Origin of the sequence: Azovibrio restrictus DSM 23866 (assembly GCF_000429665.1) — a bacterium.
GTDB classification, from domain to species: domain Bacteria; phylum Pseudomonadota; class Gammaproteobacteria; order Burkholderiales; family Rhodocyclaceae; genus Azovibrio; species Azovibrio restrictus.
Genome location: NZ_AUCH01000001.1, coordinates 342339 through 366814, shown reverse-complemented (window position 1 = coordinate 366814; position 24476 = coordinate 342339). Strand labels below are relative to the sequence as shown.

Below are 24476 nucleotides of genomic sequence, written 5' to 3'. Positions count from 1 at the left end.
TTAATGGGTGGTGGGTGCGCCGTCGTCGTCGCGTTCCAGTTCCGCATAGGCATGGGCCAGGTCGGCCCAGCGGGCGAGCAGCTGTTCCTGGCACTGGCGCAGGGGCAGGGGAATGCGTTCCCGGGGCAGGCGCTGGATTTCCGAGAGCTTGCGCACCACCAGCCAGCACATGGCTGGTTCGCCGGTGCAGGCGTGTTCGGTCATCCAGTACATGGCCTCGGAGATGAGGTGCACGCATTCTTCGGCGGAGGGGGTTTCTTGGCCCATGGGCTGGTTTCGCGAAGACGGGGTCATAATTGCTCCGGGTGCCAGTGCCTGAAGTGTTCCCGATAGCGGAAGCCCTGGACCAGATCGAAGCCGTGTTTGCGGGCGAACTCCAGGTCAGCCTCGGTTTCCACGCCTTCCAGCACGGTCATCACCGACATGGCGTGGGCGGCTGACAGGGACCAGCGCAGGATTTCCTCCCGGCGCGGCTGTCCCTGCTCCGCCAGCCAGGAGAGGTCGAATTTGAGGTAGGTGGCGTCAGCCAGGGAGCCGAAGGAAATCAGGCCCTTGGAAACGGCCAGATCGTCCATGGCCACCTTGAGCTCGTGTCCGGAGAGGGTGTCGATCATGCGCCGGGAAAGCACTACGTCGCGTACGGCCAGGTTCTCGATGATCTCGATCACCAGACGTTCCTTGATGCCGCAATCTTCGAACAGGTCCAGGAAGGTGTTGCCCCCGGGGTGATCTTTTTCTCCCTGGTCGTAGCTGTCCGGATCCAGGTTGAGAAACAGCAGTCCCTCTTCCGGCGCGTGTTGCAGCTGTATCCGTTTGGCGGAGAGTTCCAGGTGGTAGAGCAGCAGGGGTTCCACATGCAGGCGCTCGAACAGGGTGTCCGGGGCGATGGGGGAGCCTTCGTATCGGTAGAAGCGGGCCAGGGCCTCGTAGCCGATGATGCGTTCGGTGCTGGCCGAGACCAGGGGTTGGTACTCCACGCCGCAGCGGCCCTGGACGGCAATTTCCAGGATCTCGTGGGGGTGCAGCTGGTAGGCATTGATGCTGCTGGGGGCGAGGGGAAGTCGGGCATTCATGGGGCAGCCTTTTCGGAGGGGCAGGGGATGGGAGCGGCAGCAACCGGCTGGGCCAGCTGTTCCAGGCTGCGCACGAAGGTGCTGAGACTGGGGGTTTTCAGGTACAGGCAGGGCTTGCCGGTGCGCTTGCATTGTTCCTTGACGCGCCAGTAGGCGTTGTGACTGATGCAGCCGGCCTGGCAGATCACTGCGTCGGCAGCGGCGATGGAGCCTTCCAGGCGGCCCAGGTTTTCTTCCATGCCGCCGTCGTGGTGGATGAAGCGCCCTCCCAGGCGTTCCACCAGGGCCCGGTAATGATGGGCGGCTCCGGTGCGGCCGCCGACGCAGAGGACGCAGCGTCCGACCAGCGCGTCATCGGCGGCGGGAGCTGGTGCATCTGGCATGGTCGGGGATGGCGGCTGGCGGGTCAGGGCTTCTGCCAGCTGGACGTTTTCCTTCTGCAGGCGATCGACCTGATGCTCCAGTTCGGACGTTCTGGCGCGCAGGGCCGTGTAACGGGATTCGGCTTGCTGGGCCCGGCGCGCGAGGGCGACCGGGGTTTCCTTTTCCCGCAAGTGTTCGCGCAGGGTGGCAAGTTCCCCCTGGTAGCGGGCGCTGGCCTGTTCCTGGCGCAGGGCCTCTTCGCGGCTGGCTGCCAGTTGCTGCCGGAGTTCGTCCATTTCCCGGGCATGCTGCTGGCGCAGGGCGGTGAGCTTGTCCTGCAACTGGTTCCGGGCCCCGAGCAGTTCGGTCTTTTCCTGCTGCAGGCGGCGCAATACCGCCAGATCGGCCCGTTCCCCCGCACCAACCTGGTGCTGCAGCATGTGGATATCCCCATAAACGGTCTGGACCAGATCCGGGGTGCAGCGGGGATGGGTCAGGGTGGCCCAGAGGGGGCCGGCGATATCGGTGATGGCCAGGGCATCACGCCAGAGTGCTGTCAGTTCATCGGTGCTGCGGGCGCGCTTGAAGCGCTGGACCGCCAGAGCGTACTGGCGCTCCAGTTCTTTTTGCAGCAGTTCGGCCAGGGCGCTGCGGCTGCCGCTTTCCCGTACGGCGGTGACGTGAATCTCGAAATCCGTGGTCTGGGGCGTGGTCACCATCACCTTGCCGACCAGCTGGCGAATCCGTTTCAAATCAAAACACACGCCGACCACCGGGCAGTGGCATTTGTGCTCCAGCTCCCAGAGCTTCAGGCGCCGGGAGCCGCCACCTGGATGGAGGGGCTTGTCCATGCTCAGATCTCCCTGGAGCGGCAGCTCTTGCGGCTCAGGGGCAGCCAGGCATCGTAGAGCTGCTCACAGGTGCGGCGCAGGGGGGCGGCCACGGCCGGGTGTTCCGACAGGTGTTCCAGCTGGCAGAGGATGGCCTGGGCCAGGCGGGGATTCTGACTGTCCGGATTGTCCCGCAGGGCGTAGCAGTGCAGCAGGGTCAGCACGGTAGCCAGGGCCGCGTCCGGTGGTGTGCTCAAGGAGGAGCTGACGGGGGTGAGGGGGCTCATGGTTCGCTCCATTCGGTTAATGATTGCGAATCATTCTCGTTAGTGTTGTTCGGTCTGTCAATAGGACAAAGGGCATGGGTGGTGTGGATAATTTCCTTCTTTGGGTGTGCTGTGGCCATGCATGGGAAGCTTGTCTGTTCCGCTGTTCGAGTGGGTGGCAGATTTCTTGCATCGGACTGTCGCAGCAGCTGGTATGCAACTGGCTTTGTCATCTTCAATAATAGTTGTTATCATTTATGTGAATTCGGCCAGCCAGTGAATCCTTGTAGCAAGCGTCCGAATGGGTTCCCGTGGCCGGCTGTTCCTTCCGATTTCAGAGGAGGTCCCCGGACCATGCCGCAACCGCTCTCCGTGCTGTTCCCATTCCCCCCGGTGTTGATGTCCGTTCCCGCCAGGTCTTTCTGCCGGGAGGCGCGCCCATGAGTGCCGTTCATCCTGCTGTTGTGTCCATGCCCCTGCCCCTGGCCAATCCCGGCGAGCCCATGCGCATCACTGCCTTTGCCCAAGGGCGGGAGGTGGAGAAGCGGCTGGCCGGCATGGGCTTGACCCTCGGTTGCGAAGTGCACCTGCTGCAGCACGAAGGAGGAAATCTCGTGGTGGCCGTGGGCAATACCCGTCTGGCCCTGGGTCATGGCCTGGCCCAGAAAATTCTGGTGGTCCCCGCCTGAACCTGAAAGGATGATGATGACAAGCAGTTTGCAGGATCTGAAAGTCGGCCAGACGGCCCGGGTGGCGGGATTTGTGAAGGGGGAGGGCGGAGGTGGCCGGGCTTACCGGCAGAAGCTCCTGTCCATGGGGCTGACCCCGGGAACGGAATTCCTGGTGACCCGGGTGGCCCCCATGGGGGATCCGGTGGAGATCAGTGTGCGGGGTTTTTCCCTCAGCCTGCGCAAGGATGAGGCAGCCAGCCTGTTGGTGGAAGTTTGTGGAGAGCGTCAGTGATGAGCCAGGATAAACGTCTGACCATAGGTCTGGTCGGTAACCCCAACTGTGGCAAGACCACTTTGTTCAATGCGCTGACCGGTTCCCGCCAGCGGGTGGGCAACTGGCCCGGGGTGACCGTGGAAAGGAAGAGCGGTGCGTTCACCCACCAGGGCCGGGAGGTGGAGGTGGTGGATCTGCCCGGCACCTACTCCCTGGACGTGATAGGCGGCACCTCCCTGGATGAGCAGGTGGCCCGCAACTATGTGCTCGCCCACGAGGCGGACCTGATCGTCAATATCGTCGATGCCTCCAATCTGGAGCGCAATCTGTACCTGACCACCCAGCTGCTGGAAATGCGGGTGCCCCTGATCCTGGCCCTGAACATGACTGATGTGGCCGAGGCCAAGGGGGTGAGCGTGGATGTGGCCGCCCTGGCCCGGGAACTGGGATGTCCGGTGCTGACCCTGGTGGCGGCCAGGAATCAGGGCGTCCAGGGGTTGAAGGATTTCCTGGTGACCCAGGTTTCCTTTGCCCTGCCGGCGGCGCGCCCCGCTTACCCGGCGCCCCTGCAGGCGGCCATGGATGAGCTGCAATCCCGCCTTGCCCCCCGTCTGGGGGCCAAGGCCGATCCCCAGTGGGTGGCCCTCAAGGCCCTGGAAGGGGACGAGCTGGCCCAGAAGCTGGTGGGAGCGGCAGATGCCGAATTCCTGGAAGGCCTGCGAGCCCGGGTGGAAGAGGCACTGGATGACGAGCTCGACATCATTGCGGCCGATGCCCGCTACGGCTTCATCGGCCGGGTGGCCCAGGCTTCGGTCAAGCGCCGGGACCGGCTGACCCGCACCGGCTCGGACCGGATCGACCAGGTGGTGCTCAACCGGGTGCTGGGCATCCCCATCTTCCTGTTCATGATGTACCTGATGTTCATGTTCACCATCAACCTGGGGGGCGCCTTCATCGACTTCTTCGATGGGGTGGCCGGGACGATCTTCGTGGACGGGGTCGGGCATCTGCTCCAGCTTCTGGGGGCGCCGCTCTGGCTGGAAGTGCTGCTGGCCAAGGGCATCGGCGGCGGCATCCAGACCGTGGCCACCTTCATTCCGGTGATCGGCTTCCTGTTCATCTTCCTCTCCCTCCTCGAGGATTCCGGCTACATGGCCCGGGCGGCCTTCGTCATGGACCGTTTCATGCGCTTCATCGGCCTGCCGGGCAAATCCTTCGTCCCCCTGATCGTCGGTTTCGGCTGCAATGTGCCGGCGGTGATGGCCAGCCGCACCCTGGAAGGGGAGCGGGACCGGCTCATGACCATGGCCATGACCCCCTTCATGTCCTGCGGCGCCCGCCTGCCCGTATATGCCTTGTTTGCCGTGGCCTTCTTCCCTGAGGGCGGGCAGAACCTGGTGTTCCTTCTGTACCTGATCGGTATCGCTGCGGCAGTGCTCACCGGGCTGGCCCTGAAGCGCACCCTGCTGCCCGGGCAGAGCACGCCCTTCGTCATGGAGCTGCCGCCCTACCACCTGCCCACCGCCAAGGGGGTGCTGATCCACACCTGGAGCCGGCTGCAGGGTTTCGTGCTCAAGGCCGGCAAGGTGATCGTGCCCATGGTGCTGGTGCTCAACATCCTCAATGCGGCCGGCACCGATGGCAGCTTCGGCCACGAGGACAGCGAGGCTTCCGTGCTCTCCGCCATTGGCAAGGGCATCACGCCGGTGTTCGCTCCCATGGGCCTGCATGAGAACAACTGGCCGGCCGCCGTGGGCATCTTCACCGGGGTGCTGGCCAAGGAAGCCGTGGTGGGTACCCTGAACGCCCTGTATTCCCAGGTGGCGGCGGAAGAGGCCGGCGTCGACACCAAGACCGGGGTGTTTGACCTGTGGGCCGGGCTGGGCAAGGCGGTGGATACCATTCCCGAGAAATTCGGGGAGCTGTCCGGCAAGGTGCTGGACCCCCTGGGCATCGACATCGGCGAGGTCAAGGAAGTGGAAGCGGCGGCGGAGGCCCAGGAGGTTTCCGTGGATACCTTTGGCGCCATGGCTCGCCTGTTTGGCAGCGGCGCTTCCGCCTTTGCCTACCAGGTGCTGATCCTCCTGTACTTCCCCTGCGTGGCGGTCCTGGGGGCGGTGAACCGGGAGGCCGGCCTGCGCTGGGCCATGTTCGTGGCGGCCTGGAGTACGGGTATTGGCTACAGCACCTCGGTGCTCTGCTACCAGTTGCTGACCTTTGCCGAACACCCGCTCAGTTCCTCCCTGTGGATCGTCGGGGTGGCGGTGCTGGCCTGGCTGGCCCTGGGCTTCATGGGACGTCACGGCCGCCAGCGCCAGGCTTCCATGGCCCTGGCCCAGGAGGCCCTGTGACCCCCAGCGAGCTGCGCACCTACCTGCGTCAGCGGGGCCAGGCCAGCCTGGTGGACCTGGTGGCCCGCTTCGACACGGACCCGGAGGTGGTACGGGATGTGCTGGGCTACTGGCAGCGCAAGGGCCGCATCCAGGAAACGGCGGCCGGCTGCGGCAAGACCTGTGGCAATTGCAACAATGGCCCGGTAGTTTTCTATCAATGGCAGGAATGAGCATGCAAACCCATGATCTGACACCCTGGCAGCATTCTCACCACTTTCTCGATGACCGGGATGTGCGGCGGCAAAGGCGTACCGAATGGGTGGTGGGCCTGACCCTGGTGACCATGGTCCTGGAGCTACTGTTCGGCTACTGGACAGGTTCCATGGCCCTGCTGGCCGATGGCTGGCACATGGGGTCCCACGTGGCGGCCCTGGGCATTGCGGTGTTTGCCTACCGCTACGCCCGGCGCCAGTCCGGCAATGCCCGCTTCACCTTCGGCACCGGCAAGGTGGGCGCCCTGGGGGGCTATACCAGCGCCGTGTTCCTGGCCCTGGTGGCGGTGCTGATGGCCTGGGAGTCGGTGCTGCGCCTCTGGCAGCCGCTCCCCGTGGCCTACGATGAAGCCCTGCTGGTGGCCATTGTGGGCCTGCTGGTGAACATGGCTTCGGCCTGGCTGCTGCGGGACGACCATGATGGGCACCATCATCACCATCACCATCACCAACACCACGATCATGGGCATCACCATGATCACGGGCACGCCGGGGGCCATCAGGATCACAACCTCCAGGGGGCTTTCATGCATGTGATGGCCGACCTGGTCACCTCCCTGCTCGCCATTGTTGCCCTGGTGGGGGGGCGTCACCTGGGCTGGTTTGCCCTGGACCCCCTGATGGGGCTGGTGGGGGCGGGGGTGATCCTGTTCTGGGCCCGGGGGCTGCTGCAGGCCTCGGGGCGCACCCTGCTGGATGCGGAGGATCACGAGGAAGCCCGGCGGGCCATTGTCGCGGCCATCGAGGCCCGTCCCGACCACCGGGTGGTGGACCTGCACATCTGGCGCCTGGGCCCGGATTCCCGGGGCTGCATCGTCTCCATCCTCAGCCACCATCCGGAAGGCACGGAAGTCTACAAGCAGCAGCTGGAAGCCTTGCCGGGCATGGGGCACGTGACGGTGGAGGTCAACCGCTGCGATTGCGCCATTCCCCTGCGTTGAGATTGCTGCGACCGCACAAAAACGTTGACGAAATGTTGCTGATTGCGAATAATGAGAATAATTCGTGTTAGCCGCCAGGGCAACCCAGTTTCGAGAAATCCATGCTAGCTCCGTCCATCTGTCTTTCCTCCGTTGCCGATGCTTCCGACGCCAACCGGGCTTCCCTGGGAATGCGTCTGGGGTGGGTGGGTTCGGCGGTGCTTCTGCACGGGGTCCTGATCGCCGCCGTGATGCCCTGGGGGGAGGTGGAGCACATTCAGCCGCCCATGCCCATCCAGGTCAGCCTGCTGGACCCGGCGCCGCCGGTCCAGGCGCCCCCCAAGCCGGCGCCTCCGGAGCCTCCGAAACCCGTGCCGACGCCGCCCAAGCCGGTGCCCAAGCCCAAACCCGTGGCTCGGCCGGTGCCGCTGTCCACCGTGCCGGTGCCCAATCCGGTGGAGCCGGCCCCGGTCCAGGCCGAGCCTGTGGCCGCGGCCCCGGCTCCGGCGCCTGCCCCGGTGGCGGCGCCTCCTGCCAGTGGCGGGGCTCTGGTGGAAGCCCGTTTCGATGCGGATTACCTGCAGAATCCGGCCCCCGTCTATCCCCCCTTGTCCCGCCGCATGGGCGAGGAGGGCAAGGTCATGCTGCGCGCCTACGTGCTGCCCACCGGCCGCCCGGAAACCGTGGAGCTGAAACACAGCTCCGGTAGCAACCGCCTGGACGAGGCGGCTTTGGCCGCCGTGCGCAAATGGCGTTTCGTGCCGGCCCGCCGCGGCAGTGAAGCCGTGGCCGCCTGGGTCCTGATCCCTATTTCCTTCCGTCTGGAGTCCTGATTCATGAATCCTTCCACCCAAACTCCCGCCACCAGTGGTCTGGACATCGCTTCCGTCTGGGCCCAAGGGGACGCGGTTTCCCATACGGTGGCCATCGTGCTGCTGATCATGTCCGTGGCCAGCTGGGCCATCATCCTGGGCAAGGCCTGGTCCGTCTGGACCCTGCGTCAGAAGACGCCCAAGGCGCTCGAGGCCTTCTGGGATTCCAGCAGCGTCAGCGCCGGCCTGGAGCGGCTGGAAGCCGTGAAGCCTTTCCGTGACATGGCGGCCCAGGGCCAGGGGGCTGTCCGCCACCTGGAATCCCACCAGCGCCAGGGCGGCCACCTGGATGCCCATCTGCCGGCCAGCGAGCTGGTGACCCGGGCTCTGCGCAACAGCATCTCCCGGACCACCGCCCGGCTCGAAGGGGGGCTCACCCTGCTGGCTTCCGTGGGCTCCACGGCGCCCTTCGTGGGGCTGTTCGGTACCGTCTGGGGCATCTACCACGCTCTGGCCCGTATCGGCGCCACCGGCCAGGCCAGCCTGGACAAGGTGGCCGGCCCCGTGGGGGAGGCCCTGGTGATGACCGCCGCCGGCCTGTTCGTGGCCATCCCCGCGGTGCTTGCCTACAACACCTTCGTGCGCAACCTGCGCCTGATCACCGGGGACATGGAAGCTTTCGCCCATGACCTGCACGCCTACTTCACCACCGGCCATCCCTTGCCGACTCCCCAGGGCAGCAGCAAGCTGCGTCCGGTGAATGTGGCCGTGGCCGCCGGCGGAGCCGCCTGAGATGGCGTTCGGCAGCTTTGATTCGGGCTCTTCCAGCCCCATGGTGGAAATCAACACCACGCCCCTGGTGGACGTGATGCTGGTACTCCTGATCATCTTCCTGGTGACGGCGCCCCTGATGACCCAGGCGGTCAAGGTGGATCTGCCCCAGGCCTCGGCCCAGGCGGCGGATACCAAGCCCGAGACCATCCGGCTGGCCATCGATGCCCAGGGGGTTCTGTACTGGAACGAAACCCCCTTCACGGACACTTCCATCCAGGGGCTGGAAAGCCGCCTGCAGGCGGCGGTCAGTGCCGATGCCCAGCTGGAAGTGCAGCTTTCCGCCGACCGGGACACCCGCTACCAGCGGGTCGCCGAGATCATGGCGGCCGCCAAGCGGGCGGGGGTCACCAAGCTGGGTTTCGTGACCCAGCCCGGGGAGGCCCGGTAGTCAACCCGTAGCACCAGGCAGGGCTTTCCCGGAATCCGGCTCCGGGCCGGGAAAGTCAGCCTGCTTTGTAGCCAGCCACACCGGGGAACTCTGCCCTCTCCGGTCCAGCCAGCCAGTTTGTTCGGTCTGGCTGGCGGGCCTGCAGCGCCGCCTGGCCAGCCTTTGGCTCCGCGCCACCTGACCCAGGAGATGACCATGATCCGTTCCATCGCGCTTGCTGCCCTGGCTGCCGGGGTCCTGTGCCTGCCCTTCGAGCTCAAGGCACGGGAGCTTCCCCTGCCTTCCCCATCCCTCACCCTGGAGGTGAGTTCCCTGTAAGTCCCCGTTCCGGGCCCCGGCGCCCGGAATCTGAAAATTTGCCAGCCACCCACCGGCATGTCCGGCAGGCAGCGAGCTTTGTCTTTGTTCATCTGGAGAAACTCGATGCTAGCCATTCCCCGTGCCGGGAGCGGCCGCCCCTCTGGCGGCTACTGCCCTCCCTTTCATCATTCCCGTCGTCTGATCTCCCTGTCCGTGGCCCGGGCCCTGCTGGGCCTGACCCTGGGCAGCAGTCTGGCCCTGGTGCCGGACCAGGATGCCCACGCCCAGGGGGCTGGGCTGATGAAGGAGGTGACCATCACCGCCACCCGCACCGAGCAGGACGTCCACGACGTGGCCAATACCGTGACCGTGATCCCGGCCAGCCAGGTGGAGGAGGAGATGCCCACGGACATCAAGGACCTGCTGCGCCACGAGACCGGCATTTCGGTGCGCTCCCAGACCAACCGTGCTTCGGCGGCCTTCTACAGCACCGGCCGGGGGGGCAACGAGGGGATCAACGTGCGCGGTCTGGAAGGCAACCAGGTGCTGCTGCAGAGCGACGGGGTGCGCCTGCCCCTGGGCTACAGCAGCGGTCCCTACGCCGCCGGGCGGGGCGATTACATTGATGTGGAAGCCTTCAAACGGGCCGAGATCCTGCGCGGTCCCGCCTCCACCCAGTTCGGCAGCGACGGCCTGGCCGGGGCGGTGAGCTTCATGACCAAGGATCCCGCCGACCTGCTCACCCTGGGCAAGTCCACCCAGGCCGCCATCAAGCTGGGCTACCACTCGGTGGATGAGAGCTGGTCCCTGGTGCCGTCCTTTGCGGCCCGGGGGGAGATGTTCGAGGGCATGTTCCTGGCCAGCCTGCGGCGCGGCCATGCCGCCCAGACCGCCGGCGACAACGCCGCCCATGACAATACCCGCACCGAAGCCAATCCCCAGGACACCAAGTCCGACTACATGCTCGCCAAGGTGGTGTTGAAGGCCAGTCCCCGGCACCGCTTCAAGCTGACCCTGGAAGACCTGGACCGGGAAAACGACACCACCATCTACACCCTGTTCAAGGACCCCATGTATCCGACCACCACTGACGTCAAGGCCAGGGATGACATCACCCGGGAACTGGCCAAGGTGGATTACGAGTACACCGACGGGGACAATCCCTGGTTCCAGCGGGCCCAGGCCAGTCTCTATCGCCAGGAGTCGAAGAACTCCCAATGGGGTTACGAGGCGCGCAGCAACTCCAGCGCCTGGAATTCCCGGGAGCGCACCACCTGGTACCAGGAGGAGATGCTGGGCGGCAATGTGCAGTTCGAGAGCCACCTGGGCCAGGACGTGACCCACCGGCTGGTGTATGGGGTGGATTTCTCCCGTTCCGAGGTCAGTTCCCTGAAGGAGGGGGCCAACTACCTGAATGGCAGTCTGGTGACCACGGGGAGCTCGGCCTTCGTCACCAACCGCAGCTTTCCCAATACCGACTACAACCTGTTCGGCGCCTTCATCCAGGACGAGATCGGCATCGGCCGCCTGAGCCTGATTCCCGGGCTGCGCTACGACAGTTTCGAGCTGAAGCCCAAGGCGGACCGGCTCTACAGCCTCAACAATGCCGTGGCCCCCGCCTCCCTGGAGGACCAGGCCCTGTCGCCCAAGCTGGGCGTGGTGTGGAAGCAGGACCCCATGTGGAACCTGTTCGGCCAGTACTCCCACGGCTTCCGGGCGCCCACCCCGTCCCAGGTCAATGGCGGAGTCACCAACCTGACCGCCTCCACCCCCTACACCTCGGTCGGCAATCCCAACCTCAAATCCGAGACCAGCAAATCCCTGGAGCTGGGGGTCCGGGGCCGCAGCCAGACCCTGCGCTACAGCGCCAGTGTGTTCTACAGCAAGTACAAGGACTTCATCGCCAGCAACGTGCGGGTGGGCGGCAGCGGCACCGTGGCCGACCCGGTGGTGTACCAGTCGGTGAACCTGGGCAGCGTCGATATCAGCGGCCTGGAGCTGAGTGGCGAATGGGCCTTCGCGCCCCACTGGAGCGTCATGGGCAGCTTCGCCCTGGCCAAGGGGGATCAGGAAGCGGAGGGGGAGAAGACGCCCCTGGACACCATCGACCCCGCCAAGCTGGTGCTGGCCCTGCGCTATGACCTGGCGAACCGCTACGGGGCCCAGCTCACCGGGACCTTCGTGGAGCGCAAGCAGCGCCGTCCCGATCCCAGCCGCTACAGCCCCGACGGCTACCAGACCTTCGACCTGACGGCCTGGTACCACTTCAGCCGCAACGCCAGCGTGAACCTGGGCATCTTCAACCTGTTCGACCGGAAGTACTACGAATGGGCCGACGTGCGGGACATCGCCGCCAGCAGTTCGGTCCTGGATGCCTACGGTCAGCCGGGCCGCAATTTCAGCGCCAGCTTCAAGTACCAGTTCTGATCCAGCCGGCGGGAAGCCCCCGGGTTTCCCGCCCCCAGTGCCAAGGTTCCGTCCATGCCCCTGTTCCGCTTTCTGCTTCTTTTCTCGTCCCTGCTGCTGGGGCTGGCGGCGTCGGCCGTCCAGGCCCGGGACACCCAGGTCCTGTTCCTCGCCGCCAGCCCCGTGCAGCCGGGCAAGTTCGTGAACCTGGAGCGGCTGGCCCGGGCCCAGGGGGTCAGGCTCCAGGCCCGCTTTGCGGAAAAGCTGCCCGCCGAAGTGGACGGCAGCCTGTTCCAGGAGGCGGACCTGGTGATCCTGGATGCGCCCCGGGACCACATCGAGGCCTATGTGCGGGGCCGCCTGGGCCAGGCCCTGGAAGCCCTGGAGCACAAGCCCCACATCTGGATGAACACCCAGCAGCCCCGCTTTGCCGGGCTGGCCCCGGAACTGGCCGGGCGCCTGCATGGCTATTACGTGAACGGGGCACGCAGCAATTTCGAACATTTCTTCCAGGCCATCGCTGCCCGGGATGATCCGGCGGCCCTGGCCCGGGTGCCGCCACCCATCCGCTTTCCCACCTCGGCCATCTACCATCCCCGCGCCCCCAGCCTGGTGTTTGCCGATGCCCCCGCCTACCTGGCCTGGAAAGGGCATGACGAGCGCCGTCCAGTGGTGGCCATCGCCCTGCACCAGCAGTACATCGCCGCCGAGCAGACCGCCTTCATCGACGACCTGATCGCCCGCATCGAAGCCGCCGGCGCCGTGCCCCTGCCGTTCTACACCCCGATCCTGGGGGAGGAATCCGTGCGCCAGCTCCTGGTGCGCCAGGGCAAGCCCCTGGCCGACGTGCTGATCAACACCCAGATCATGCTCAACCCGGATGGGCGCCGGAAGGAATTCGAGGCCATGGGCATCCCGGTGATCCAGGCCATGCCCTACCGCAAGGGAGATGAGGCCGACTGGCTGGCCGACAGCCAGGGAGTCTCCCTGATGGATGTGCCTTTCTACCTGGCTCAGGCCGAGTACGCCGGCATCACCGACATCCTGATCGCCGCCGCCAGCCGCGTTGACGACCAGGTGGTGGCCATCGAGGCCCAGGCCGCCGCCGCGGTGCACAAGGCCCTGCGCCAGGTGGCCCTGCAGCGCAAGGCCAACCGGGACAAGCGCCTGGCGATCTTCTTCTACAACTATCCCCCGGGGGAAAAGAACCTCTCCGCATCCTTCCTGAACGTGCCCCGTAGCCTGGGCTCCACCCTGGACAGCCTGCAACGCGCCGGTTACGCCACCCAGGTGGAGCCCGAGTCCACCCTGGTGCCCCTGTTGCAACGGCTGCTGCGGCCCTATTACCGGGCCGGGGAACTGCCCGGGCTGCTGGCCGACGGCCTGGCCGCCACTTTCCCCGTGGCCCGCTACGAAGCCTGGCTGCAGACCCTGCCGCCCGCCGTGCGCCGGGAGCTGGAAGCCCAGGGCTCGCCCCGCCAGGGGCCCATGATCGTGGAGCGGGACGGGGCGCCCCATTTCGTCATTCCCCGCCTGCAACTGGGCCAGGTGACGATCCTGCCCCAGCCGTCCCGGGCCGAGACCTACGGCCAGAGCGCCGCCATGCGGGAAAAGGCCCTGTACCACAGCAGCAAGGCGCCGCCATCCCACTACTATCTGGCCACCTACCTCTGGGCCCGGGAGGCCCTGGGCGCCGACGCCCTGATCCACTACGGCACCCACGGCAGCTACGAATGGCTGCCGGGCAAGGAACGGGGCCTGTCGGTGCATGACTACCCGATGCTGGCCGTGGGAGACCTGCCGGTGCTCTACCCCTACATCGTGGACAACATCGGTGAAGCCCTGCAGGCCAAGCGCCGGGGCCGGGCCATCACCATCACCCACCAGACCCCGCCTTTCACCCCGGCCGGCCTGCACCAGGCCCTGGTGGAAATCCACGACCTGCTGCACGACTGGCTCAATCAGGACCAGGGCCTGGTGCGGGACAAGCTGCGCGAGGGGATACTGGAGCGGGTGCGGCGGCAGCGCATTGACCAGGACCTGGGCCTGTCCCGGGCCCGGATCGAACAGGACTTTCCCGCCTTCATCCGGCGGCTCCACGACCACCTGCACGAGCTGGCCCAGACTGCCCAGCCCCTGGGCCTGCACACCCTGGGCCAGGCCCCGGAGGAGCGGCACCGGATCGGCACCGTGCTGCTGATACTGGGCAAGGACTACTGGGCCGCCGCTGCCGCGCCCGGCGAGGCGGCGGATGAAAGCTTCGTGGGGGACTACAGCCGCCTGGCGGAAAGCCGCCCCTACCAGCTGATCCAGCGGCACGTGGTGCAGGGCGAGTCCGCTGCGGGGCTTCCCCCGGCCCTGCAGGGCTACCTGGCCCAGGCCCGGCGCCACTACCAGGCCCTGGGGGCGGCCCAGGAGGCGGATGCCCTGCTGGCGGGGCTGGCGGGCCGCTACCTGCCCACCTCTTACGGCGGCGATCCGGTCAAGAACCCGGACACCCTGCCCACGGGACGCAACCTGTACGGCTTCGATCCCTCCCGGATTCCCACCCGGGCGGCCTGGGAGGCGGGCAAGGAAGCCATGGAAAACCTGCTCGCCGAACACCGCAAACTCAAGGGGCAGACACCGAAGAAGCTGACCTTCTCCCTCTGGTCCGTGGAAACCATGCGCCACCAGGGCATGCTCGAAGCCCAGGCCCTCTGGGCCCTGGGGGTGGAGCCCGTGTGGGATGGGGGCGGCCGGGTCAGCGACGTGAAACTGATCCCCCGGCAGGAACTGAAACGGCCCCGGGTGGACGTGGTGCTCTCGGCCACGGGCCTGTACCGGGACCAGTTCCCCAACACCATGAAGCATCTGGCCAAGGCGGTGCAGCTGGCGGCCCAGGCCCAGGAGGCAGACAACCCGGTCTGGGCCAACGCCCGGGACATCCGCGCCCAGCTGCTGCGCCAGGGGCTGGATGAAGCCGCCGCCACCCGGGCGGCCCAGACCCGCATCTTCTCCTCCGAATCGGGCCGCTACGGCACCGGCCTGGATGACGCGGCCCTGGCCACCGATACCTGGAAGGGCAAGGCGGAGGGGGACCGCAAGCTGGCCCAGCTCTACCTGTCCCGGATGCAGTTCGCCTATGGTCCGGACGAGGCCGAGTGGGGGCAGGCCGGGCCCCGGGGCGTCAATCTCTACGCCGCTCACCTGAAGGGCACCGAGGGGGCGGTCCTGTCCCGCAGCTCCAACCTGTACGGGATGCTGACCACCGATGATCCCTTCCAGTACCTGGGCGGCATTGCCCTGGCGGTGCGCCACCTGGATGGCCAGGCGCCGGAACTGTACATCTCCAACCTGCGCGGCAGCGGTTCCGGCAAGGTGGAGGGGGTGGCCCAGTTCATGGCCAAGGAGCTGGCAACCCGCAACTTCCACCCGGGCTACATCCAGGGGCTGATGCAGGAAGGCTACTCCGGCACCCTGCAGGTGCTGGACGGCATCAACAATTTCTGGGGCTGGCAGGCCACGGCCCGTGAAGTGGTGCGCGATGACCAGTGGCAGGAGTTCGTGGATGTCTATGTGCGCGACAAGCACCGGCTGGGGCTGAAGGACTGGTTCGAAAAGGAAAATCCCCACGCCCTGGCCCAGTCCATCGAGCGCATGCTGGAAGCGGCCCGCCAGGGCTACTGGCAGGCCGACGCGGCCACGCTGGCCGAGTTGAAGCAGCGCTACCGGGAACTGGCCCGGCGCCACGATGTGAAGAGCGACAACCCGGTGTTCGAGCAGTTCGTGGCGGCCGGCTTCGGCACGGCGGCAGCCCGGCCGGCGCTCCAGGCCCCGACCCGGCCCCAGAAGGCCGATGACCTGGCCGCCCCGGAACCCGAGCCGGCCCCGGCGCCGCCCCCCATCCAGGGCATGCTGCTGGAGAAGGTGGCGCCGCCCCGGGCCGATCCGATGCTGCCCTACACCCTGGCGGGGCTGCTGCTCCTGGTCCTGAGCACCCTGGGCGGCGGCGGCGCTGCCCTGCTGCGCCAGCGCCGCAGTCCATCCTGTTGAATTTCCCCTCGTTTACTGGAGAACCCATGTCCCATCTCGTCGAACTGTCCATGTACCAGATTTCGCAGCTGTTCCTGCTGCCCACCCTGGCCCTGATCTCGGCCCTGTTCCTCTACGCCTTCTGGGTGCTGGGAGAGTTCCTGGTCCTGGCCTATGCCCGCCGGGCCGGCCGGGGGCGCAGCCTGATGCACCGCTTCCTGGCCCAGCCCACCATGAGCGATGACGAGCTGGACGTGCTGGCCCACAAAGTCCTGGAAAACCCCCGCATCGCCAGCCGGGTGACCCCCATGCTGGGCCTGGTGGCCACCATGATCCCCATGGGGCCGGCCTTGAAATCCCTCTCCGACGGCAATCTGGCCGATGTTTCCAACAATCTCACCATCGCCTTCTCGGCGGTGATCCTGGCCCTGATCGCCGCCTCCATCACCTACTGGGTGGTCAACGTGCGGCGCCGCTGGCTCGCCGAGGAAATCCTGGAAATCCAGGCCCTGCGCGGAGCGCGGGCATGAGTCTGAAGCTGCTGCACGAGCCCGAGACCGAGGACCCCATCCTGTCGGTGGTGAACCTCATCGACATCTTCCTGGTGATCATCGCGGCCCTCCTCATCACCGTGGCCCAGAATCCCCTGATCAATCCCTTCAGCAAGCAGGACGTGACGGTGATTACCGACCCGGGCAAGCCGACCATGGAGATGGTGGTGAAAAAGGGCGAGAAGATCGAGAAATACAAGGCCAGCGGCCAGATCGGCAGCGGCGACGGGGAAAAGGCCGGCGTCGCCTATCGCATGAAGGACGGCTCCATCGTGTATGTTCCCGAAACTGCCCCCGCATCCGGTGCCGCTACCCCCGCCCGGACCGGGCAGCCCTGAACCTTTGGCGGAGTCCTGCACCATGTCCTTCTTGCGTTTTTCCCTGGGCTTCGGCCTCTGCGTGGCGCTCCTGGCCGGCGGCGCCCAGGCCGCCTCCCCGGGGGCCGAAACCGGTATTTTCGAAACCGCCAGCGGCCGCAGCCTGAGCCGGGCCGAACTGTTGCAGCGCCTGGCCGGGGCCGATTACCTGCTGCTCGGGGAGCTGCACGACAATGCCGAGCAGCACCGGGAACGGGGTCTGTTGATCCGGGATCTGGCCCGGCAGCGGCCCGGCCTGAAAGTGCTGGCCGAGCACCTGGAACTGGGGCGGCAGGTGGAGGAGGGCGGGGCGCCGCTGGAGCGCCTGAGCCGCGCCGGCTTTGATCCCAAGGGCTGGCGCTGGCCGGCCCACGAGCCCCTGTTCGCCCCCCTTCTGGAGGAGCCTCTGCCGCTCTTGGGGGGCAATATTCCCCGGGACGAGGCCCGCCGCATCGTGCGGGAGGGCCAGAGAGCCCTGCGGCCTGCCCTGGCGGCCGCCATGCAGGCCACGCCCCTGGGGCCTGAGGCCCGGGCCCAGCTGGAAGCGAGCCTGCTCCAGGGCCATTGCGGCCAGATGCCGGAGCGCCTCAAGGCTCCCATGGTGCTGGCCCAGGAGGCCAAGGACGCGGCCATGGCCCGGGGGCTCCTGGATGCCGGGGCGCCGGCCGTGCTGGTGGCCGGCAATGGCCATGTGCGCCGGGACTACGGGGTGCCGCGCTTCCTGCCCGGGGGCCGCAGCCTGAGCGTGGGTTTTCTGGAGCAGGGCCGGGTGGAAAGCGAGGGGGCCGCCCTGGCCCTCATCTACGACTATGTCTGGGTGACGCCGGCCATGAGCCGGGATGACCCCTGCCTGGGCCTGAAACTGCCGGCGGCGGAGTCGGCCAGGGCCGTTTCGGGGAACTGAAGAAATTCTCACGGCCGGCATTTTTGCCGGCCGGGCGGGCAGTTATAATCGCGGCTTTCACCCATCCATAGCTCCGGAGACAGATAACAATGAACCTCGACGCCCTTTCCATCGGCAAGGACATTCCCAACGATTTCAACGTGGTCATCGAAATTCCCGCCAACACCCCGGGTATCAAGTTCGAACTGGACAAGGATTCCGGTTGCGTGCTGGTGGACCGCTTCATGTCCACCCCCATGCACTACCCCTGTGACTACGGCTTCATCCCCCATACCCTGTCCGATGACGGCGATCCGGTGGATGTGCTGGTGGTGGCCCCGTTCCCCCTGCGTCCCAGCGTCGTGGTCCGCTGCCGTCCCCTGGGCATGCTGGAAATGGAAGACGAAGCCGGCATGGATGCCAAGCTGGTGGCCGTGCCCGTCTCCAAGCTGACCACCATCTATGATGACGTGAAGAGCGTGGATGACCTGCAGCCCCTGTTGCTGCAACAGATCGCCCACTTCTTCGAGCACTACAAGGACCTGGAAAAGGGCAAGTGGGTCAAGGTCAAGGGCTGGAAGGGCATCGATGCCGCCAAGCAGGAAATCCTGGATTCCGTGCAGCGTTTCGAAGCCAGCAAGGAAAAGCCCCATTTCTGATCCCGGTTCTCCCGGGTTTTCCTGATGCCAATGCCCGCCCTCCGGCGGGCGTTGTTTTTTTGTATAGTGGCGCCCCATGTCCTCACTCAAAATCGCCATGGCCCAGGTCAATCCCGTCCTGGGCGACCTCGACGCCAATGTGGAACTGATCGCTGCCGCCGCCCGGGAAGCCTGGCTGGCCGGCGCCGACCTGCTCCTGACCCCGGAACTGGCCCTGTGCGGCTATCCGCCCGAAGATCTGCTGCTGCGCCCGGACTTCCTGCGGGCCTGTGACCAGGCCCTGGAGCGCCTGGCCGCCCGGGTGGAAGGCATCACCCTGGTGGTGGGCCATCCGGTGTTCCGCGATGGCCGCTGCTACAACGCCGCCACGGTGCTGCAGCCGGGGCGGCCTGCCCTGTCCTATCACAAGCAGCGCCTGCCCAATGCCCAGGTCTTCGACGAGGTGCGCTATTTCAGCCCGGGCACGGCGCCCCTGGTGGTAGAGCTGCAGGGGGTCCGCTGCGGCCTGGCCATCTGCGAGGATGTCTGGCATCCGGAACCGGCGCGTCTGGCCCGGGAAGCCGGGGCCGAACTGCTTCTGGTCCTGAATGCCTCCCCCTGCCACCTGGGCAAGCAGCCGGAGCGGGCCGACACCCTGGGCCGCCGGGTGCTGGAGACGGGGCTGCCTGCCGTCTACACCAACCTGGTGGGCGGACAGGATGAACTGGTGTTCGACGGGGGTTCCTTCGCCCTCAACCGGGAAGCTCGGATCATGGCCCGGCTGCCCCAGTTCGAAACCGGGGTGATGCTGGTGGATTACCTGGATGGGGACATCCAGCCCGGCCTGGTGGCGCCCATCCTGCCCGAGGAAGCCGAGGCCTATCAGGCCCTGGTGCTGGGGGTGCGCGACTATGTGGGCAAGAACCGTTTCCCCAGTGTGCTGATCGGCCTCTCCGGCGGCATCGATTCGGCCCTGACCGTCTGCGTCGCCGTGGATGCCCTGGGGGCCGACAAGGTGCGGGCGGTGATGATGCCTTCACCCTACACGGCCCAGATGAGCCTGGACGATTCCCGGGCCATGGTCGAGGCCCTGGGCATCCACTATGACGAGATTCCCATCCAGCCGGCGATGCAGGCCTTCGAGACCATGCTGGCCTCCCAGTTCGCCGGGACCCAGGCGGATACCACCGAGGAGAACATCCAGGCCCGGGCCCGGGGCATGATCCTGATGGCCCTTTCCAACAAGACCGGGGCCCTGGTGCTCACCACCGGCAACAAGTCGGAAATGGCCGTGGGCTACTGCACCCTGTACGGGGACATGGCCGGCGGTTTCGCCGTCATCAAGGATGTGTACAAGACCCTCGTGTATCGCCTGTCCCGCTTCCGCAACCGGCAGAGCCCGGACCGGCCGCCGATTCCCGAGAACATCATCGTCCGTCCCCCCTCCGCCGAGCTGCGGCCCGACCAGAAGGACCAGGATTCCCTGCCCGAGTACGAGATTCTCGATACCATCGTCCAGGGCTACATGGAAGAGGATCGCAGCCCCCGGGAACTGATCGCCAGCGGCCTGCCCGAAGCGGCGGTGAGAAAGGTGGTGCGCCTACTGCGCATCGCCGAGTACAAGCGCCGCCAGGCCCCGGTGGGCATCCGCATCACGCCCCGTGGCTTCGGCAAGGATTGGCGGTATCCTATTACCAACCGCTATGCGGACGAATATTGATTCCTAGGAGAGACAAGCATGAAAAAGATCGAAGCCATCATCAAACCCTTCAAGCTGGACGAAGTGCGGGAAGCCCTGTCCGAAATCGGCGTCACCGGCCTGACCGTCACCGAGGTCAAGGGTTTCGGCCGCCAGAAGGGGCACACGGAGCTGTACCGGGGCGCCGAGTACGTGGTGGATTTCCTGCCCAAGATCAAGCTGGAGATCGTGGTGGCCGAGCATATCGTTGAGCCGGCCATCGACGCCATCATCAAGGCGGCGGGCACCGGCAAGATCGGCGACGGCAAGATCTTCGTCATGCCCGTGGAACAGGTGGTGCGCATCCGTACCGGCGAAACCGGAGAAGCCGCCGTCTGACCCGGTCTCTCACGACGCTGCCGTAAACGGCCCCGGGAGTCGCATCCCGGGGCTTTTGTTTTTGGGGGACGGCATCGGCCTGCCAAGCCGCGGGGCACCCAGGTAATCCAGCAGTTCCCGGAGCAGGGCAGCGGAGCTCGGCTGGTTGCGCCTGCTCAGTTCCCGGAGCTTGTGGCCTGGGGGCGCAGCACGAGGAGCTTGCCGAAGGAGCGCAGGGCGACGATTTCTTCCAGCTTCAGGCCGCTGTCCCCAAACATGCGCTGCCATTCCTGCAGGGTGCGCTCCCGGCCCCGGGTGCCCATGAACATCTGCATGTCGAAGCTGGCGCTGCTCAGGTCAGCTCCTGTTTCGGGCATGACCTGTTCCAGCAGCACGATAGGAGCGCCCCGGCCGCCGCTGGCCCGGGCCAGATTGCGCAGGGCCCGCAGGCAATCGGCCTGGCCCATCCCGTGGAGTACGGCGGAGACCAGGTAGATGTCCCGCTCGTCCCGGGCCGGGGGAAGCGCCTGCAGCAGGTCGCCGGCCTGAAACTCCAGGCGCAGGGCGTCCGGGTCGGGGTGGGCGGCCCAATGGGTCCGGGCTTCGGCGATCACCTGAGGGCAATCCAGGACCAGGGCCTGCAACCCGGGATGGCGCCGGAGGATGGCCAGGGACTTGCTGCCCCGGGCGCCTCCCACATCGATGATGCGCCGGAAGCGGCTCCAGTCGAAGTCCGTGGCGAAGCTGTCGCCGCTGAGCGCTTCGACGCTGTCCATGGCCTCGGAGAACAGGCGGGCGAAATCCGGTGCCCTGTCCAGGTGGGCAAACAGCTCCTCCCCGTGGGTCAGCTCGAATGGCGGGGTGCCGCTGCGTATTCCCTGTTCCAGCTGTTCGTACCAGGGGCGGCTCATGGTGTCCGAGTTGTGCATCAGGATCATGGCCCGGACGTTGCCTGGGTGATCCTGCCGCAGGAAGGCGGAAACCTGATTGTTGCGATAGATGCCCGGTCCTGCTTCGGCAAATACCCCCAGGGCGGACAGCAGGCGCAGGAGCCGGGCGAGGGCGTCGGCATCGGCGCCGACCCGGGTAGCGATGCTGTCGCAGTCCAGCCGGGCATCTCCCAGTACGGTGGCCACATCGAGCCGGGTGGTTACGTACAGGGCCCGGGACTGCCAGAAGGCCGAGCCGATCTGCATCAGGCGGAAAGGGGGAGGGGTCAGCTTGCCGGGCAGGGTTTGCAGCCAGGCGCCGAATTTCATCATCTTTCCGAAGCGGCGTACGGCCCCGGCGTTGCGTTGCAGTGTCATGGTCAGTTTTCCTTGGTACTTGGCGCTTGCAGGCCGGCGGCGAAGAGATGGCCATTGAAGGCGGCCAGCTCCTGCAGGAAGGCGGCATCCATGGGGCGTTCCATCTGAGTTTCAAAGATGTCCTTGAGCAGCATCGGGGTCATGGCCAGGCTGACGAAGGCCAGGCGCAGGATGTCCGCATCCACCCGAAGACCGAGCTGGCCGCTGGCTTGCAGTTCTCCAACCCGGCGGGCACCCCGGGTCCGGCCCCGCTCCAGCAACTGCTGGATGAAACGCCGGCCCGGTCCCTGGTTCAGGGCCAGGACCTTCAGGATCAGCCTGGGAAATTCGGGATGCTTGCTCATGGTGTCGTAGTAAAGCTGGAGGAAGTCGGCAAAGCCATGGACCGAAGTCAGCATGGGGCCATCCAGTACTGCTAGCAGGGGGGCCAGGGTCTCTCGGATCATTTCCTCATACAGCCCCTCCTTGTGGCCGAAGTAGTAGCGGATCATGGAAACGTTGGCCCTGGCCCGTTCGGCGATCCGGCGCGTACTCACCCGGTGGTAGTCGTCGGCCAGGAAGCACTCCAGGGCGGCCCGCAACAGGCGGGCCCGAACGGGTTCTTCGGGATCGGGATGATCCATGGACAGCTCCTTTCTCTTGACCCGGGTAAGGCTAGCACCGGGGTTGAAGGGAGGCCGAGACCTTTCGTCAATCAAATTCTGGGAGATGATTGGATGGTGCCCCGGGAAGTGGTGAACAGCGTGAGGGAATGAGGCGAACGCAAAGCCGACGGGTCATCGGACATCTTTGGTAGTAGGCATTGCTGGACTTCAACCGAACCATGAGGAATAGCCCGATGACCCAAGACAGGATGCCGCTTTCTAAGGCATCAGGGGGATGTGGCACACGGAGAACCTGACCCTGGAACGGATAGGAATCCTGCGCGGTCCTTTTTCTCTGGTGTGTACAGGTTGGAACATTCCCGGCGGGACGGTGGTGCGCTCAGCAAGCGGCCCGGGGCGGAGGGGGGCGGGAAATCCAGCTGCGGTTGGGCCAATCTCACCGTCACCTATCGCTGGTGAGGGCAGTGATGTCCGGGACTGGCCCCGGGGCGGCGTCGCTTTTCGGCAGCGTCAGCACGAAGCGGGCGCCCGGGCCGGAGGCGGGGATTTCCGCGGTCAGGCGCCCCCCGTGGGCCTCGGCGATGCTGCGGCAGATGGAGAGCCCCAGGCCCAGGCCGTCCGGCTTGGTGGTGAAGAAAGGCTGGAAGAGCTGGGCGCAGGTGGTCGCATCCAGGCCGCAGCCCAGGTCCCGGACGCCCAGGCGGATGTAGTCGCCGGCGTCTTCCAGACTGACCAGGATCTGCTGGCGTTCGGGCGGTAGTTCCTGGCTGGCGTCCCAGGCATTCTTGAGCAGGTTCAAGAGCACCTGCTGGAGCTGCAGCCGGTCGGCCCCGATCCGGGTGCCGGCAGGCAGGCGGTCATCCACCTCCACCCGGGGCGCCCGGGCCAGCATGCCCTGGAACAGGGTGATCGCCTCCTGCACCACTTCCCCCGGGGCGACAGGCGCACAGCTGCCGACCCGCTTGCGGGAAAAGCCGCGGATCCGCGCCATGATTCCGGCGGCCCGTTCGGCTTGGTCGGCGATCTCGCCGGCGGCCTCGCGTACGGCCGCCTCGGTCAGGCGCTGGTTGTCGGCCCGGCGCCTGAGGCTGCCGGCGTAATTGGTGATGGTGGCCAGGGGCTGGTTGAGCTCGTGGGCCAGGGTGCCCGAGAGTTCTCCAAGCACCGACAGGCGGGACAGGTGTTCGGCCTGCTCCTGGGCGGCCCGCATCCGCTGTTCGCTGGCGTCCCGGGCGGCCAGGGCCTCCCGCAGGGCGCGGGTGCGGACATGCACCAGATGTTCGACCCGCAGGGTGTACAGCACCCAGGCCAGGATCAGCAGGGCCATGCCGGCCATCCAGGGCCAGTAGCGTTCGGCCAGGTGCCTCAGGCCGGGGCTGCGCAGATAGGCATAGGGGCCGATTTCCAGCTTGCGGAACAGCTCATGCACGGACTGGTAGTCGGCCGGCATGGACCAGGCCATGCCGTGTTTTTCCTGCGTCATGCCCAGCAGGGCAATGGCCACTGCCCGGGAGTGTTCCGGGGGCGTATGGCGCAGGGCCGCCAGGGGCCAGTCCGGGTAGAGGCGGGTGGAGCTGGCGCAGGGAAAGCCGGGAATCTCCCGGGGGGAGAGTACCCGGTAGCGCGCCATCCAGTCCGGCCGGCTTTCCAGCATGCAGCTGCGCAGCACCCCCGCATCCGCCTGGCCCTGTTCCAGGGCTTCGATGACCCGATTCATGGGCAGGCCCACTTCATGGAGCCCGGCCAGCTCCTGCTCCGGATCGATACCCAGCCCCAGGAGTTCGCCCCAGAGCATCTGGTAGCCCCCGAAGGCTTCGTGACTGACGACGGCCAGACGCCGGCCGCGCAGGTCCTCCAGGCGGCGCAGGGGGCTGGAGTCCCGGCGAACGATCACGGTGGAACCCAGGGCGGACTGGGGCGAGCGCCCGCTGCCCGCATCCAGGGAGAGGATGCGGCTTGCGCCCAGCTCCGCCTCCAGTTCGATGTAATGCCCGGGGTTGGTGATGACGAAATCCAGCTCCCCCCGGCGGGCTGCAGCACGCAGGCCCTCATGGTCGAAATGGGTGAGGCTGACCTGGTATCCGGGCAGGGAGGTTTGCAGCTGGCGCAGCACCGGGGACCATTCCTGGATCGTCGCCTCGGCGCCCAGCACCGCGAGTACGCCGATGCGCAGGGGAGGGGCGGCGGTCGCCCCTGTCCCGGCCGGCAGGAACAGGAGGAGGGCGACCAGTCCGGTCAGCAGGGGCAGGCATCTGGAGAACACGGAGGGACGGAGGAATGGCGAACTGTCATTGTCCCCCACAGGCCCGCGGCCGCCCAGGGGG

24 protein-coding genes are annotated in these 24476 nt (G+C 66.5%); 17 read left to right on the top strand and 7 right to left on the bottom strand.

From position 1 onward, the window contains the following. Genes G474_RS0101785 through G474_RS0101770 form a run of 4 tightly spaced genes read right to left on the bottom strand, consistent with a single transcriptional unit; the run spans position 1 to position 2553 of the window. Complete coding sequence (locus tag G474_RS0101785; protein WP_026685489.1) at positions 1 to 267, bottom strand: hypothetical protein; 267 nt, start codon at positions 265 to 267, stop codon at positions 1 to 3. Between the two features lie 23 nt (positions 268 to 290). Further along, entirely contained in the window at positions 291 to 1073 is a 783-nt protein-coding gene (locus G474_RS19085; RefSeq protein WP_051281668.1) for an EAL domain-containing protein, read from the bottom strand. Next, positions 1070 to 2287 carry a DUF2325 domain-containing protein gene (locus tag G474_RS19080; protein ID WP_051281666.1) on the bottom strand — a complete coding sequence of 406 codons (1218 nt, stop codon included), beginning with the start codon at positions 2285 to 2287 and terminating at the stop codon, positions 1070 to 1072. Before G474_RS19080 ends, G474_RS19085 begins: the two co-directional genes overlap by 4 nt. A gap of 2 nt (positions 2288 to 2289) precedes the next feature. Continuing rightward, positions 2290 to 2553 (bottom strand): hypothetical protein, encoded by a 264-nt coding sequence (locus tag G474_RS0101770; protein ID WP_026685488.1) that lies wholly within the window; start codon positions 2551 to 2553, stop codon positions 2290 to 2292. A 419-nt stretch (positions 2554 to 2972) separates the two neighbouring features. Between G474_RS0101770 and G474_RS0101765 the strand changes: the two genes are divergently transcribed. The 17 genes from G474_RS0101765 (at position 2973) to G474_RS0101685 (ending at position 20261) form a co-directional block, all read left to right on the top strand. Beyond that, positions 2973 to 3221, top strand: a complete 249-nt coding sequence (locus tag G474_RS0101765; protein WP_026685487.1) for a FeoA family protein — start codon at positions 2973 to 2975, stop codon at positions 3219 to 3221. A gap of 28 nt (positions 3222 to 3249) precedes the next feature. Next, complete coding sequence (locus G474_RS0101760) at positions 3250 to 3495, top strand: FeoA family protein (RefSeq protein WP_281171690.1); 246 nt, start codon at positions 3250 to 3252, stop codon at positions 3493 to 3495. After that, positions 3495 to 5828, top strand: coding sequence for a Fe(2+) transporter permease subunit FeoB (feoB, locus tag G474_RS0101755; protein ID WP_026685485.1), 2334 nt, complete (start codon positions 3495 to 3497; stop codon positions 5826 to 5828). Before G474_RS0101760 ends, feoB begins: the two co-directional genes overlap by 1 nt. Continuing rightward, the gene (locus G474_RS0101750; protein ID WP_026685484.1) at positions 5825 to 6040 is read left to right on the top strand and encodes a FeoC-like transcriptional regulator; all 216 of its coding nucleotides are present in this window, start codon (positions 5825 to 5827) and stop codon (positions 6038 to 6040) included. Before feoB ends, G474_RS0101750 begins: the two co-directional genes overlap by 4 nt. A gap of 2 nt (positions 6041 to 6042) precedes the next feature. Then, positions 6043 to 7023, top strand: coding sequence for a CDF family Co(II)/Ni(II) efflux transporter DmeF (gene dmeF / locus G474_RS0101745; protein WP_026685483.1), 981 nt, complete (start codon positions 6043 to 6045; stop codon positions 7021 to 7023). A gap of 101 nt (positions 7024 to 7124) precedes the next feature. Continuing rightward, positions 7125 to 7835 carry an energy transducer TonB gene (locus tag G474_RS19075; RefSeq protein WP_051281664.1) on the top strand — a complete coding sequence of 237 codons (711 nt, stop codon included), beginning with the start codon at positions 7125 to 7127 and terminating at the stop codon, positions 7833 to 7835. 3 nt (positions 7836 to 7838) lie between these two features. Continuing rightward, entirely contained in the window at positions 7839 to 8606 is a 768-nt protein-coding gene (locus tag G474_RS0101735; protein ID WP_051281662.1) for a MotA/TolQ/ExbB proton channel family protein, read from the top strand. Between the two features lies 1 nt (position 8607). Beyond that, on the top strand, positions 8608 to 9036 hold the full coding sequence (locus G474_RS0101730) for an ExbD/TolR family protein (protein WP_026685481.1): 429 nt from the start codon (positions 8608 to 8610) through the stop codon (positions 9034 to 9036). A gap of 195 nt (positions 9037 to 9231) precedes the next feature. Beyond that, entirely contained in the window at positions 9232 to 9354 is a 123-nt protein-coding gene (locus tag G474_RS24355; protein ID WP_281171689.1) for a hypothetical protein, read from the top strand. Between the two features lie 105 nt (positions 9355 to 9459). Next, a complete protein-coding gene (locus G474_RS19070) occupies positions 9460 to 11763 on the top strand; it encodes a TonB-dependent hemoglobin/transferrin/lactoferrin family receptor (RefSeq protein ID WP_084513507.1) in 2304 nt (767 codons plus the stop codon). 54 nt (positions 11764 to 11817) lie between these two features. Continuing rightward, the gene (gene cobN / locus G474_RS19065) at positions 11818 to 15777 is read left to right on the top strand and encodes a cobaltochelatase subunit CobN (protein WP_043462767.1); all 3960 of its coding nucleotides are present in this window, start codon (positions 11818 to 11820) and stop codon (positions 15775 to 15777) included. Between the two features lie 26 nt (positions 15778 to 15803). After that, complete coding sequence (locus G474_RS0101710) at positions 15804 to 16286, top strand: MotA/TolQ/ExbB proton channel family protein (protein ID WP_026685480.1); 483 nt, start codon at positions 15804 to 15806, stop codon at positions 16284 to 16286. Beyond that, a complete protein-coding gene (locus G474_RS19060) occupies positions 16283 to 16645 on the top strand; it encodes a DUF2149 domain-containing protein (protein ID WP_051281660.1) in 363 nt (120 codons plus the stop codon). Before G474_RS0101710 ends, G474_RS19060 begins: the two co-directional genes overlap by 4 nt. Positions 16646 to 16667: 22 nt before the next feature. Further along, the gene (locus tag G474_RS19055) at positions 16668 to 17567 is read left to right on the top strand and encodes a ChaN family lipoprotein (RefSeq protein ID WP_051281658.1); all 900 of its coding nucleotides are present in this window, start codon (positions 16668 to 16670) and stop codon (positions 17565 to 17567) included. 89 nt (positions 17568 to 17656) lie between these two features. Continuing rightward, on the top strand, positions 17657 to 18205 hold the full coding sequence (gene ppa / locus G474_RS0101695; protein WP_026685479.1) for an inorganic diphosphatase: 549 nt from the start codon (positions 17657 to 17659) through the stop codon (positions 18203 to 18205). 76 nt (positions 18206 to 18281) lie between these two features. After that, the gene (locus tag G474_RS0101690; protein WP_026685478.1) at positions 18282 to 19904 is read left to right on the top strand and encodes an NAD+ synthase; all 1623 of its coding nucleotides are present in this window, start codon (positions 18282 to 18284) and stop codon (positions 19902 to 19904) included. An 18-nt stretch (positions 19905 to 19922) separates the two neighbouring features. Further along, positions 19923 to 20261: a P-II family nitrogen regulator gene (locus G474_RS0101685; protein WP_026685477.1), complete on the top strand. Its 339-nt coding sequence runs from the start codon at positions 19923 to 19925 to the stop codon at positions 20259 to 20261. 155 nt (positions 20262 to 20416) lie between these two features. Here the strand turns inward: G474_RS0101685 and G474_RS0101680 are convergent, their stop codons facing one another. From G474_RS0101680 to G474_RS19050, 3 genes are all read right to left on the bottom strand, one after another. Next, positions 20417 to 21547, bottom strand: a complete 1131-nt coding sequence (locus G474_RS0101680) for a methyltransferase (protein WP_026685476.1) — start codon at positions 21545 to 21547, stop codon at positions 20417 to 20419. Between the two features lie 2 nt (positions 21548 to 21549). Then, complete coding sequence (locus G474_RS0101675; protein ID WP_026685475.1) at positions 21550 to 22170, bottom strand: TetR/AcrR family transcriptional regulator; 621 nt, start codon at positions 22168 to 22170, stop codon at positions 21550 to 21552. A gap of 424 nt (positions 22171 to 22594) precedes the next feature. Further along, positions 22595 to 24415, bottom strand: coding sequence for a sensor histidine kinase (locus tag G474_RS19050; protein WP_245589281.1), 1821 nt, complete (start codon positions 24413 to 24415; stop codon positions 22595 to 22597). Between the last annotated feature and the right edge of the window lie 61 nt (positions 24416 to 24476).